General features: G+C 46.7%; 14 protein-coding genes and 1 riboswitch. Of the genes, 8 read left to right on the forward strand and 6 right to left on the reverse strand.

The features are described from left to right. The first annotated feature begins 140 nt into the window (after positions 1-140). Positions 141-1,403, forward strand: a complete 1,263-nt coding sequence (locus AC1DVJ_RS06770) for an MFS transporter (protein WP_477589362.1) — start codon at positions 141-143, stop codon at positions 1,401-1,403. A 318-nt stretch (positions 1,404-1,721) separates the two neighbouring features. Here the strand turns inward: AC1DVJ_RS06770 and AC1DVJ_RS06775 are convergent, their stop codons facing one another. Both AC1DVJ_RS06775 and AC1DVJ_RS06780 read right to left on the reverse strand, forming a co-directional pair. Continuing rightward, a complete protein-coding gene (locus AC1DVJ_RS06775) occupies positions 1,722-2,477 on the reverse strand; it encodes a DeoR/GlpR family DNA-binding transcription regulator (RefSeq protein WP_477589364.1) in 756 nt (251 codons plus the stop codon). Positions 2,478-2,756: 279 nt separating this feature from the next. Further along, positions 2,757-3,011, reverse strand: a complete 255-nt coding sequence (locus AC1DVJ_RS06780; protein ID WP_477589492.1) for a c-type cytochrome — start codon at positions 3,009-3,011, stop codon at positions 2,757-2,759. Here AC1DVJ_RS06780 and AC1DVJ_RS06785 point away from each other — a divergent pair. Beyond that, positions 2,956-3,399: a hypothetical protein gene (locus AC1DVJ_RS06785; protein WP_477589499.1), complete on the forward strand. Its 444-nt coding sequence runs from the start codon at positions 2,956-2,958 to the stop codon at positions 3,397-3,399. The genes AC1DVJ_RS06780 and AC1DVJ_RS06785 overlap by 56 nt on opposite strands. Positions 3,400-3,523: 124 nt before the next feature. On the opposite strand, the gene AC1DVJ_RS06790 is transcribed toward AC1DVJ_RS06785, so the two are convergent. After that, positions 3,524-4,462 (reverse strand): aldo/keto reductase, encoded by a 939-nt coding sequence (locus tag AC1DVJ_RS06790; RefSeq protein ID WP_477589365.1) that lies wholly within the window; start codon positions 4,460-4,462, stop codon positions 3,524-3,526. A 30-nt stretch (positions 4,463-4,492) separates the two neighbouring features. Then, the gene (locus AC1DVJ_RS06795) at positions 4,493-5,488 is read right to left on the reverse strand and encodes a Gfo/Idh/MocA family protein (RefSeq protein WP_477589367.1); all 996 of its coding nucleotides are present in this window, start codon (positions 5,486-5,488) and stop codon (positions 4,493-4,495) included. A gap of 134 nt (positions 5,489-5,622) precedes the next feature. Here AC1DVJ_RS06795 and AC1DVJ_RS06800 point away from each other — a divergent pair, with 134 nt between their 5' ends. The 6 genes from AC1DVJ_RS06800 to AC1DVJ_RS06825 all read left to right on the forward strand — a co-directional run bounded on the left by AC1DVJ_RS06800 (position 5,623) and on the right by AC1DVJ_RS06825 (position 10,776). Continuing rightward, positions 5,623-6,468: a helix-turn-helix transcriptional regulator gene (locus AC1DVJ_RS06800; RefSeq protein WP_477589369.1), complete on the forward strand. Its 846-nt coding sequence runs from the start codon at positions 5,623-5,625 to the stop codon at positions 6,466-6,468. A 102-nt stretch (positions 6,469-6,570) separates the two neighbouring features. Next, complete coding sequence (locus AC1DVJ_RS06805; protein WP_477589371.1) at positions 6,571-7,206, forward strand: DUF2238 domain-containing protein; 636 nt, start codon at positions 6,571-6,573, stop codon at positions 7,204-7,206. Between the two features lie 25 nt (positions 7,207-7,231). Continuing rightward, entirely contained in the window at positions 7,232-8,299 is a 1,068-nt protein-coding gene (locus AC1DVJ_RS06810; protein ID WP_477589373.1) for a lactonase family protein, read from the forward strand. A 245-nt stretch (positions 8,300-8,544) separates the two neighbouring features. Beyond that, positions 8,545-8,994: a MarR family winged helix-turn-helix transcriptional regulator gene (locus tag AC1DVJ_RS06815; protein WP_477589374.1), complete on the forward strand. Its 450-nt coding sequence runs from the start codon at positions 8,545-8,547 to the stop codon at positions 8,992-8,994. Next, the gene (locus AC1DVJ_RS06820) at positions 8,991-10,256 is read left to right on the forward strand and encodes an MFS transporter (RefSeq protein WP_477589376.1); all 1,266 of its coding nucleotides are present in this window, start codon (positions 8,991-8,993) and stop codon (positions 10,254-10,256) included. The genes AC1DVJ_RS06815 and AC1DVJ_RS06820 overlap by 4 nt, the downstream gene beginning before the upstream one ends. A 109-nt stretch (positions 10,257-10,365) precedes the next feature. Then, the gene (locus AC1DVJ_RS06825; RefSeq protein ID WP_477589378.1) at positions 10,366-10,776 is read left to right on the forward strand and encodes a hypothetical protein; all 411 of its coding nucleotides are present in this window, start codon (positions 10,366-10,368) and stop codon (positions 10,774-10,776) included. Between the two features lie 73 nt (positions 10,777-10,849). On the opposite strand, the gene AC1DVJ_RS06830 is transcribed toward AC1DVJ_RS06825, so the two are convergent. Together AC1DVJ_RS06830 and AC1DVJ_RS06835 are read right to left on the reverse strand one after the other, a co-directional pair. Then, positions 10,850-11,191 (reverse strand): LytTR family transcriptional regulator DNA-binding domain-containing protein, encoded by a 342-nt coding sequence (locus AC1DVJ_RS06830; RefSeq protein ID WP_477589380.1) that lies wholly within the window; start codon positions 11,189-11,191, stop codon positions 10,850-10,852. 185 nt (positions 11,192-11,376) lie between these two features. Then, positions 11,377-12,801, reverse strand: coding sequence for an NAD(P)/FAD-dependent oxidoreductase (locus AC1DVJ_RS06835; protein WP_477589381.1), 1,425 nt, complete (start codon positions 12,799-12,801; stop codon positions 11,377-11,379). Between the two features lie 61 nt (positions 12,802-12,862). After that, positions 12,863-12,961, reverse strand: a riboswitch (purine riboswitch). Positions 12,962-12,986: the final 25 nt, after the last annotated feature.

The raw sequence follows: 12,986 nt of genomic DNA on the forward strand, positions 1-12,986 counted from the left end.
CATCTCTTTGTAAAATCAGATAGGCTTGTGAAACTTTTTGTTTCCTGCTACGTAGGAACATATGCACGCATTTCATGCATTTAAAAGCAGTTCACGTAATTCACAAGAGATCTAATTTCAAAGGGGTGTTTTCTTTTCTTATGAGTCAATCCAATGCTCAAGCTGAGCCAACGATGAAATCATTTTTTGCCAGTCGATTTGTGCAAACGATCATGCTTTCTGGCCTTTTGCTCCAAGTCGGGATATGGATTCGTAACTTTGCGATCCTTCTGTATGTGACGGATATGACGAATAACGATCCCTACTCGGTATCTTTAATTTCCGTTGCAGAGTTTGCACCGATTTTCCTTTTCTCCTTCATCGGCGGAGCCTTTGCAGATCGTTGGAGGCCAAAGTTGACGATGGTATGGTGTGATATTTTGAGCGCAGCTTCCGTGTTCGTCATTTTGATAACGTTGTATATGGGATCTTGGAAAGCGATTTTCTTTGCCACCTTGGTGTCATCCATCCTATCTCAATTCTCACAACCATCCGGGATGAAGCTGTTCAAAGTGCACGTTCATGAATCCCAAATGCAAATGGGCATGTCGATGTTTCAGTCCATGATGGCGATTTTTATGATCTTGGGACCGATTCTCGGAACCTTCGTTTACTACCATTTTGGAATTGAGACTGCCGTTGGGATTATGGGGGGATGCTTCTTATTATCAGCTTTGGTCCTTACATTCCTGCCTGCAGATCGCAAAGAAGAGAAGTCTTCAGAGCCGCGGACAACACATATATTTGCTGAAATGGGTCAAGGCTTTCGTTATGTGTTAAGAAACAAAATGCTAGTGATCCTTGGCGGATGCTTCGCTGTTGCGGGGCTGGCAATCGGTTTAATTAGCCCGCTTGGTATTTTTCTTGTTACGGAGCATCTGGGCTTGGCAAAAGAAAATCTGCAGTGGTTTATGGTGGCCAATGGGCTCGCGATGATTGTAGGCGGGGGCGTAACGATGGCGTTCTCCAAAAAAATATCTCCGCAGGCGATGCTTACTATTGGTATGGCTGTTAGTGCCGTTACCTTTGCCATGCTGGGGATGACGCACTGGTTCTGGCTAGCGCTTGCCATGCAGTTCATTTCAGGACTTGTCATGCCGGCTATCCAAATTGGGATCAGTACGTTAATTCTAGGGAATACCGAAGAAGCATTCGTCGGTCGTGTCAATGGTATTTTAACTCCGCTCTTTATGGGGGCGATGGTGATCATGATGAGTTTGGCGGGGACGATCAAGGCGTCTTTCTCACTTGAATCGATCTACCTAACGTCGGCGTTATTGTTTGTGATCGGTGTAGGTATTATGGTGCCGTCTTTGAAAATGAAGTCAGGGCAAATTCCACTGCCGAGCAGTGAAATGAAATAGAAGAAACGCAAAACGCGATATCATTAGGCCTTGATGGCTAGTGATATCGCGTTTTTGTTACCTATTTTGCAACCTATGCATCCCCTGAATTTCACTAACTTCTACATGAGATACGGAACGAGAGGACGTTATTTGTGGGGAGATCGGTATCTTGGATTAGTTGCGGAACGTGGTTCCTCTATTTGAATGAAAAACATGCAAATTGCTTAGGAATGGGCAAAATAGCGCCCTGACGTTCCGTAACTTTTGAGAAAAGGCAGTTTTCGTGTAAATTAGGGAACCACGTTCCGTAACTCAAGGGTCCTATTCCAAAGGGACTTATAAAAATGGTGCTCCGGATTCCTTAAAGGCCACCTTCATTTCTGGTGTGATGCTGGAATCGCTAATGATGCCGACGGTTTCCTGCACCTCGCCAATAACAAACAAGGAGCTTCGGCTAAATTTGGAATGATCCGCCACGAGATACGTTTCCATGGATTGCTTCATCATGCGGCGATTCGTCTCGGCTTCAAGCTCATTGTAGATCATCATGCCGCGCGAAAGGGAAATGCCGTCGCAGCCCATGAATGTTTTGCGGATACTGAGATTCTCGAGTGTGGCATTCGCGAGCGGACCTGATAGCTCAAAGGTTTGTGTGCGAATCACACCACCGGTCAAAATCAGCTGCAGCCCAGGCGTGCCGATGAGCTCGTAAGCAATGTTCACGGCATTCGTAATGACGGTCAAGTTTTTGAATTGGTTCAGCTTTTTGGCGATAAAGGTCGTTGTCGTTCCGCCCGTTAGTCCAATAATATCACCATCTTCGATGAAACGAAGTGCTTTATCAGCGATTTCTTTCTTTTCATCGGTGTAGAGGTCCATTTTATTAAAGAAGGGGACTTCGACTTTCAAGCTCTCAAGTACAGCCCCGCCAAAGGTGCGGATGCAGCGTTTCTCTTGCTCGAGAATTTCTAGATCCCGTCGTGCTGTTGCTTCGGAGACATTGAATTGCTTCACAATATCCGTCAAGGCAATGGAGCCTTTATCTTTGATCGCATGCATGATGGCATCTCGGCGAACATCGGTTTTTCCCATGGTACCTCCTAACAGCTTCCTGTCTGGAAAGCTAAGTAACGATTGTATATGAACATACTTATTTTTACAAAAATAACGCTTCTATATATCTTATCACGGTAAAGGAGGGTAGTCCATTAGATCCTGCGTGTATCAGCCGTTTAGGTACTCGTTTTTTGCTTGAAGTGTGCATTTATTGGAGTTTTAGGGGAACATGCGAAAAAAAACAGGAAGAAAAAAAAGTAAGAAAAAAACAGACATCCTTCGTAGAGAAGGTATGCCTGTTTTTTCTTACGATACTTATTTTTTAGCTGCGAGCCAATTGGCTAATGCTTCGATTTCCTCTGGTTTCAGCGTGTCTTTAAAAGGTGGCATTTCGACTTTTCCGTTCATGATTTGCGCGGCGATTTGATCTTGCGTTCTACGCGAACCTACTTTGGTCAGGTTCGGACCGTAATCACCCGCTAGGCCTACGCCATGGCAGACGAGGCAGTTGTCCTTGTACAGCAGCTCCGCTTTTGCGCTGGTGCTAGGGGTGGTGCTTGCCGTCGCCACTGGCTTGACGGTTGGCGATGGGGAAGGCGATGGCGTCGCGCTAGCAGGCGCTGGCGTTGGTGTTGGCTTCGCCGTCGCGGGCGAAGCCGAGGGTGGTGCTGGCGTAGGCGCAGGTGTAGCCGAAGCTTGTGGCTGCGGCGATGCGCTGGCTGCAGCGTCAGGGGTTGCCGTCGCCGATACCTGTGGAGTCGGCGTAGCTATAGTTGCCGTCGCTGCTGGTGACGGCGTGGTAGTGATAGCGGCTGGCGAGCTAGCCGCCGGCCCTGCTTCTTTCCCGCTGCAACCCGTGGCAGCGAGCAGGATCATTCCACAAATGCTTGCATACATCCATTTGTTCAAAGCTTTCCAACTCCTTCATGTTTATTCTACATTAGGTAACGGCGAATAAACGATTTAGGTTTTCTTGCTGATGAATGGATCTCGAAAGGGGACGAGGGTACGCTAGTTTGCGGAAAAAAAGCCCTGTAACACCCTCGTTTCAGAGGATGTTATCAGGGCGATGTCACCGAGAGCTACACCGTAGCTCCGGTCAAATCAAGCCAGGCCAGCTCCTGCGCCGACAGCACAAGCTCTGCGCCATCGCGGCAGGAGACCATCTCGGCCTCGGTGCGCGGGCCGATCAGCGCGCATGCCGGGAACGGCTGGCTAAGCACGTAAGCGAGCGCAATCTGGATCGCGCTGACGCCTTTCTCCTGCGCGAGCTGCTGCGCCCGCTGGAGCCGCGTCCAGTTCTCATCGTTGTAGAACACGCGAACGAGGTCGGCGTTGTCGCGGATCTCCGGCGAGAAGCGACCGGTGAAGAAACCGCGCGCCTGCGAAGACCACGACAGCAGTGGAAACTGCTGTTCTTCGTACCAGCGCAAGGCTTCTGCATCTGCGGATACGCAGCCAGGCCAGAAAGGCTCATTAGGCTTAGCGAGACTGAGGTTTGGCGAGCTGAAGCTAAAGCCAACTAAGCCATGCTTAGCGGCGTAATCATTCGCTTCTTGAATGCGCTGATGAGTCCAGTTGGACCCGCCAATAGCACGGATACGCCCAGCTTCTAGATGTTCATTCAATGCCTCGACAATGACACCTACAGGTATTGCTGGGTCGTCACGATGTAGACCGTACAAATCAATGTAGTCTGTACGCATCCGCTCTAGACTTGTCATTAAGTCATGGCGAATGGCTTCTGCATTCACGCGTGGTCCATTCTGATCATGATGAGCACCTTTGGTGAACAGCACCATTTCTTCTCGTTTCCCCGTTTCCTCCAGCCAAATGCCTAAGGCTTGTTCGCTTTGCCCCCCACAATAAATGTGAGCAGAATCAATCGCATTTCCGCCAATAGCCAGATAATGATGAAGGATTTCACTTACCTCGTGAGCGTTGTCTAGTCTGAAAAAATCAGATCCCATAACCAATTTGGATACAGGCTTATCTAAGCCTTTAATTTGAATATGTTTCATATAGGTTCCCCAGCCTCTCGATTGGAATGATTAAAGCTGAACGCGGGAGCGTTCTGTTGCCGATTGCAAGCAAGCATCGATGACTTTCATATTTGAAATGGCATCTTGCGCAGGGAAGCGTTGCGCTTTCGTTCCCCATGCTGCATACGCCAAATCGTCGACTTGCAGGGAGTATTGGTTAAGGAAAGGAACTTTTTCTTCGCGCTGCTCGTTACCGACAAATACCTGGAAATGACCAGATTCTTCGGTTGGTGTTACAAAAGCCGAAGGAATCACTATACGTCCCTTGGAGCCAAGAATCTCAAGTGTGTTTCGGAACGAAGCCCACATCCCGCAATCGAACGTAAGGGCTACATTGCCGCTGAATTCAACGAGTCCGGACATCATCATATCGACATTATCGTGTTCAGGGGAGAAGAAAGCATGGGTGGTGACAGCCTCAGGCTCACGTTCTAATAAAAATCTAGCTGCACTCAGCGGATAACAGCCAACGTCATAGACAGAGCCGCCGCCCCACTCTCGGACGTAACGAACATTTTTGCTATCATCCGGGTTGCTGAACGTAAATGTGCCGTGAATACCGCGAATATCTCCGATTTCGCCGGATTGCATGATCGCTTTTACACGCTCGTAACGAGGGTGATGACGGTACATGAAAGCCTCCGCAAAAAGCACGCCTGCTTCTTCGCTGGCTGTCACCATCTCTTGAATTTCAGCAGCTGTCAGTGCAGCAGGCTTTTCACATAGCACATGTTTACCAGCCTGAGCTGCGCGGATCGTCCACTCTTTGTGCAGATGGTTCGGAAGTGGAATGTAGATCGCATCAATATCGGGATCGGCAATTAATCCTTCATAGCTTCCATAAGCTTTCGGGATATCAAGACGAGCGGCAACCTCTTGTGACTTTTCCAAGTTACGGCTTGCGATTGCGCTTACAATACCTGTTTGTGATTGCTGAATTCCTGGGATACAGGCTCTGATAGCAATATTTGCGCAGCCTAGAATTCCCCAACGAAGTTTAGTCATAACCGTATTTCTCCTTTTTAGAGCGGAATGTGTAACGTGATATTGCTATTATAAAATGAGTTATTTAAAATGGATATAACAATATATTGAATTAAACTATCGTAATATTGTCATTAGAGATGAGGTCTGATTGTATGATCCGGCATGTCATGTTACCTACCTTACAGCAATCCCCTTTTTTCATTTTCCCTGAATCAGTAGGCTGGTATCGTGAGGAGTCTGCTCATGCAGTAGAGCGACCAGAAGGCTCATGGTCAACGTATAGCTTGCATTTTGTTATCTCAGGAAAGGGTTATGTGGAGATCGAAGGGCAGCTGTACACGTTGCAAAAGGGAGATGCTTTCTTATTTCCGCCGTACCAGGAGCAGCGCTATTATAGTTCCAAAGATGATGCATGGGATATCCGTTGGGTCCATTTTTATGGGGATCAAATCAAGGAGTTTCTATTGGAGAAAGGATTCCTACGCAATCTGTGGACGTTAAAAAGAAGTGCAGAGCTTGAGAAAGCATTCAATGAATTGCTGTTAGAAGCGGAAGCCTTTCAAATTCTTCGACCTACGCAGTTGAGTACGTTGATTTATATGATTTTGTGCGAATTCATGAGCTATGCGACGCCTTTAACGGTCAATCGAGGGACGGAATCGGTGGATCGGATTCTAGCCTTGCTGCCAGAGATGCAGAGAAGAGCATGCGAGCCCTTCAATCTCGAGGATTGGGCGGAGCTCACAGGCGTGAGTACGTATTATTTTTGCAAATTATTCCGAAAAGCTACATCAATGACGCCGCTGTCCTTCATTACACTTTGCCGTATTCAATTCGCTAAGCAGCGCTTAATTGAGAAAGAAAATTGGCCGATCAAGGACATCGCGTCTGAAGCGGGTTATACCTCTGCTAGCTATTTCAATCAGCGATTTCATGAGCATGAAGGCATGACACCGAGTGAGTTCCGGAGCTTGTATATGAAAGGTTTATTTAGCTAGAATGAGCGAGCTTAAGGCTTGGTACTAGAAAAAGTTAGTACTTTTGGAAGTCATGTTAGCACGGTACTCTTAGTCTGTAGAGACGATAAGGGGGCTGCGCACATGCCAATAAAAGCGATTAAGAAACCTTTTAAAACGAATTGGATTTTGCAAATAATCATGTTGGTTTGGCTTGGGGTGTGGGGATGGTTAGCGATTGCGCCTTATAGCCGAGGGGATTGGGTTCTAGAAAATCTATTGATTTGGGCAGCGCTGATTGGGTTGATTGCTACGTATCGTGTCTTTCCTTTTTCAAATTTATCCTACGGGTTACTGGCAAGTTTTCTGCTGTTGCATTGCGTGGGCGCACACTTTTCGTATAATGGGACGTGGTTCGATCCCTGGTTACGCAGTTTATTGGGGTCTGAACGCGATCATTTCGATCGGCTTGTTCATTTGAGCTTTGGGTTGCTGTGCGGCTATCCCATTTGTGAAGGAATGCGCGCTTGGACAACGCTTGGGAGAAGATGGATTTATGTGATGACGTGTGTTATCGTTTTGGCTATGGGTGCTTTCTATGAGTTGATTGAGATGTGGGTAGCTATGATCGTAGCCCCAGAGCTCGGTACGTTATTTGTCGGTTCACAGGGGGATCCTTGGGATGCCCATCATGATATGGAGCTTGCGCTATATGGGGCGATTATCGCGATGTGTGTGACGGCAATTGGAAAGCGATGGAAAGTAGAAAATAAATCATAAGGACGATTGGGAGGCAGCGTTGCAAATGGGGAGTTTCGTTTATATTGGTTCTTACACAGATGAACAGCATCCGGTGGGCATTTCTTTATATACCTTCAATGGGCAAAATGGTGAAATGACGCTGGTTGAAACGTACAGCGATTTACCGAATGCTTCCTTTCTAGAGGTGAACACGAATCGGAATGTTTTATATGCCGTGAGTGAAACCCAAACGTACGAGGGACGTTTCGGGGGTTCGGCTGCCGCCTATGCGATTGAAGCGGGCACAGGCAGATTGAGCAAAATCAACCAACAGCCAACAGATGGCTCGTTACCTTGCTATATTAGCTTGGATGCCACGAATCGCAGGGTGTATGTGGCTAATTATTTAAGCGGCGATGTGACTGTGTATCCCGTAGAAACGGGAGGCGCTTTGGGGGAACATACGCAGCTAATCAAGCATGAAGGCCAGCTTGGACCGCAAGCGGATCGCCAAGAAGCGCCGCACGCGCACTCGATTGTTCCGTCTCCGGACAATCGATTCGCGGTTGCAGCCGATCTAGGTATTGATCGGCTGGTCATTAGCCGCATTGACGCGGACAGCGGCGACTTGCTGCCGCATGGCGGGGCGGGGTTAAAGCCGGGCGCGGGCCCGCGGCATTTGGTATTTAACGCGGACAGTACGTACGTGTACGCGATCAATGAGCTGGACAGCACAGTGACTGTGCTGTCTTATGAGGCGGCCGCGGGCCGCATGGCCGCGGTTCAGAGCTTATCGACGCTGCCGGAGGACTTCAGCGGCGTCAGCTTCTGCGCGGACATCCACCTCTCCGAGGATGGCCGCTTCTTGTACGCATCCAACCGCGGACACGATAGTATCGCGGTTTATGGGGTTGACCGAGACAGCGGCACGCTGTCGGTCGTGGGTTGGCAGTCGACGCGGGGGCGGACGCCGCGGAACTTCGCGCTTTCGCCGCAGGGGGAGTACCTGCTCGCGGCGAATCAGGATTCGAACAGCGTCGTTGTCTTCCGCAGAGATGCGGAAACAGGGATGCTGCAAGAAACGGAGCAAACGGTGGCGGTATCGCGGCCGGTTTGCGTGAAGTTTCTTTAAAAATGAAGGGGCGAGCGGACACTTGCCCCTTCATTTTTTTTTTGGCTATAACCGTGTAATGTTGCTGTAACGGTGAAAAACACGCTTACAGCTGCTCAATCACCTTTTAGACAAGCTAGAAAAATCCGCTTTCTTCCAAATCAATCTCCGCCAAAAATTAGTTGCACATGCAACGTATTCGGCGTAAACTAAATTAGTGGGAAGTGCAACGATTCGGAATTGGTTTTAACACAGGAGGGGTTACGATGATTGAAACGCGAAATTCGATTCCAAGGTGGGTCTCGCTGATTTACAGGTATGGACAGATGTACATCGGTGACCACTTGAAACAATATGATATTGGCAAAGGTCAGCATATTTTTCTCAATGCGCTGTATAAGGAGGATGGTTTGACGCAAGAAGAGCTTTCCGATTATTTGAAAATTGATAAAGGAACGACGGCGAAAGCACTTAAAAAGCTAGAAGAGCAAGGCTACATAACGCGCACCGTTAGTGAAAAGGATAAGAGATGCAACGAGGTTATTTTGACGGACAAAGCACTTGGGATTAAAGAAGATGTGCGCAAAGTACTCACCGATTGGCGTGAACGATTGACGTTCGGCTTATCGGATGAGGAGAAGCAGATGGCTCTTATTATTTTAGAAAAAATGGGTCACAATGCGGCTCACTTTGCAGAGGAAGAGGTAGACCTATGAATATGAGGGCTGCGGGGTCTATGTTTATTGATCGTCATTTCCATGCGCTGACCCACAAGAATTATCGCTATATGTGGTTTGGGCAATGTGTATCGCTTATCGGTACTTGGATGCAAAATATCGGTCAATCCTGGCTCGTTCTGACACTTACGGGATCGTCTCTTAAACTGGGGATCGTGGCGGCGTGTCAATTCCTTCCTATTCTATTGTTTTCGTTGTTTGCCGGCATTATCGTGGATAAATTTCCAAAGAAGAAAATTCTTATTTTGACACAAACCGTTTCGATGATTCTCGCCTTTGCTTTGGCTGCATTGGTATTAACAGATACGGTTAGATACGAATATATCCTTGTACTTGCACTGCTTTTAGGATTAAATAACACATTGGATATGCCGACTAGACAGTCCTTTAATGTGGAAATTGTGGGCAAAGAAGATCTAATGAATGCGATCGCGCTGAACTCGACGACGTTTAATATGGCAAGAATCGTTGGCCCTTCGATTGGCGCTGTGATGATGGCCTGGTTAGGGGCTGGCTGGTGCTTTTTGCTAAATGGCGTCAGCTTTCTCGCTGTACTTTATGGGTTGTTTCATATTGAGGCAGCACCGTATGTGCGGAAGATAAGATCGAAGGAAGGCATTTTCAAAGAAATTAAGGATGGTATCGTCTACATTGCCAAAGATCCAATCCTATCACCGACCGTGCTGCTTGTAACCGTAATTGGAACGCTTGCATTTAACTTTAATATTCTGATTCCGGTGTTCACCAAAAATGTGCTGCATATGGGTGAGACGACCTATGGGACGTTGATGTCTTGTTTGGGAGTCGGTTCGCTAGCGGGCGCACTGACCATGTCATTTCGCAGTAAGAAGGGGCCGAAGCTTAAGGTAAGCATGATTGCGAGCTGTATGGTCGCTATTTGCTTGATTATGAACGGGCTGAGTGGTTCCGTTTGGGTCTGTGGCACACTGCTTGCGTGTACGGGTTTCTTCAACATTATGTTCGCGACAAATAGTAATTCCGCCCTCCAAATGTTTGCCAAGGATGAGTATCGAGCACGTGTAATGAGTGTGTATGCCCTTGTGTTTGCTGGTTCTACACCGATTGGAAGCTTGTTCTCGGGGTTCATTGCGGATCGTTTTGGAGCGGGTGGCGCGTTTATTACCTGTGGGGTCCTAACGGGGCTTCTCTGTTTGTTCATTACGTGGAAATATAAGTCCTCGCTCACACTGAAAGCTAGTAACGAACAGGGTGTTGCTTAAAACGATAGAAAAGTCGTCTTAACATTATAAAGATTCCATCATTTGGGTTGTCAATTTAGACAGTATTCGCTACAATATGAGGATAAGTTCAAGTGTGAGGAGGGATCTTGTGCTGGGGATATTGAAGAAATGGATGCAGAAACCAATGCAGAAACCAATGCAGGAACCGAAGCACACTGTGGATTATAAAACGATGGAAATCGACGTTGTCATTAAATGTTTTGTTTCGGATAAGGAGAAGCCGTTTCGCGTCATTTTTAAAGTGGAGAAACAAGGCTCATTCTTTTCGAAAGATATTTTTGTGAAAAATGTGGATTCAAAAACATCCTATGAGCTCATACATAACTTTTCCACACTTGGCATGAACAATGAAGAGTTGAACAAGTATGAAAGCACAGATTATGCTGAATACAGCTTCGCTACGTTGGAAGAAGCCAAAAAGGTTAAAGATACAACCGTCGATTACATACGCTTTCTGATCCGCGAGCATCAACAAGAGTCACTCGCCAAAATTTCATAATGGTTTAAGCAAGGAAAAGGAGCTGGCGATTGATTCGCTGGCTCCTTTTTCGTACTCTCAATTTCGACTGTGACTATGCTTCAGCCTTCAGTTGTTGTACAAGTTCTTTCAAACGATGTTGGCGAAGCTTCGTGATTGACGTGAATTTGGATTCGGAGCCTCTGACTTCGAAAAATACTTTGCCATCTTGAATATGTTGGATTTTACGTGTATTCACATAGCAATCTGTGTTTACTTTGAAAAAGCTGTTGTCTGAGGTCATATCCTGGATTTGTTCTGTATTCATGCGTTTCTTGATATGGTAGTTCTTCCCATGGAAGGAGACCAGGCCATGTTCACCAACGCGGAAATACATGATATCCTTTTCTAAAATAAAATCCTCATACGTGTTCTTTACTTCGAGCGCTACACTCATTTTATTTGCCCCCTTTTAAAATGATAACGCTTACATCGTTTTAGACGGTTTTATTTTACCATAATCTATGAGGAATGAAAAGAGTTAAAATAGTTAAAAAAACCAACATATTTCTTCCTAGAAGGAAGAGCATGTTGGTTTTCTTCTGTTTTTGACGAACGAGCACTTATTTCCTCGGAAATAATTTATAGCGGGATGTTACGTGCAACCCAAACGCCAGCAGCACCTGCTTGAGCTAGGCCGCGAGTAATACCGGCCCCATCACCGCCACAAAATAGACCTTTAATTTCCGTTTCAAAGCTCTCGCTGAGCTTAGGACGAGCGGAATAAAATTTCGCTTCAACGCCATAGAAAAGGGTATGCTCGGATGCAATACCAGGTGTTACTTTCTCAAGTGCATGGATCATTTCGATTAAGCTTTTCATCGTATTGTATGGAAGAACAAGCCCTAGATCGCCCGGAACGGCTTCAGATAAAGTTGGTTCCAAGAAGCCTTCGCGTATCCGTTCGGCAGTGGATCTACGGCCTCGCATAATATCCCCGAACTTCTGAACGATGACACCGCCGCTCGATAAGTCATTCGCATGCTTACAAATTTCTCTTGCATATTCATTTGGTTTATCGAACGGTTCCGTAAATTTATGGGATACAAGTAAGGCAAAATTCGTGTTGTTAGATCCAAGCGCAGGATCCTTGTAGGAATGTCCATTGGCTGCCATGATGCCGCTGTGATTCTCAACCACAACATGCCCAGAAGGATTGCTGCAAAAGGTTCTAACTCGAGTACCGACCGATGTGTTGTACACAAATTTACCTTCATATAAATGTTCGTTGATTTCGCGCATGACGACATCAGAGGTTTCAACTCGAACGCCGACATCGACTTGATTGTTGGACATTTTGAGACGGCGTTTCTTGAGGACCTGTGTTAACCAGGCCGATCCGTCTCTACCTGGAGCCAGCATAACATAGTTGCTTAGGAGATCCGTACCATCCTTCAAACGAATCCCTTGAATGACGTTTTTGTCTTCTTTTTTGGTCGTGATAATATCATCGACTTCGGTTTTGAACTGCATATCGATGCGTAATTTCAAATATTCATAGATGGATTTGAGGATCATTAGATTTTGCTCCGTGCCCAAATGACGAACCTGAGCGCGCAGCAACTTTAAGCCCGCTGCATAGGAGCGTTGCTCAATATTTTTAACCGCCTCGGTTGTAGGATCCGTTATGTTTTCTGTTGCCCCGTGCTGGAGATTAATGCTGTCCACATAACGAATGAGCTCTATGACTTTACTAGGTGCTAAATAATCTGTCATCCACCCGCCGAATTCGGTCGTGATGTTGAATTTACCATCGCTATAGGCACCTGCTCCGCCGAAGCCAGAGGTGATCGAACACGCAGGAAGGCAACCAGAGAAGTCCTTCTTGCCAGCGGGTGGTGGGCAAAGCTTGATTTTAATTTCAAGAATCGGACAACTGCGCTTGTAAATATCGTGGCCTTTGTCAACGAGTAAAATGTTTGCGTTAGGGTGAAGCAATGTCATCTCATAACAAGCAAAAATACCGGCAGGTCCTGCACCAACAACGATAAAATCATAAGCTTTCATAGCAGTAGTCTCCTCTGGAACAGTCATTTTTGGACGCAAAAAAACCTAGACACACGGGTATGCGAAAAAGAGCACCCGTCGTAGCTAGGAAGTTATGGCTTCCTCTAGAGACCCTTAAGCCAATTCTCAAGGATATACGAACGATTCATTGTTTTGTGACTGATTTTTATTGCCTTGATTATCTT

Source organism: Paenibacillus sp. P4_A9, assembly GCF_056402415.1.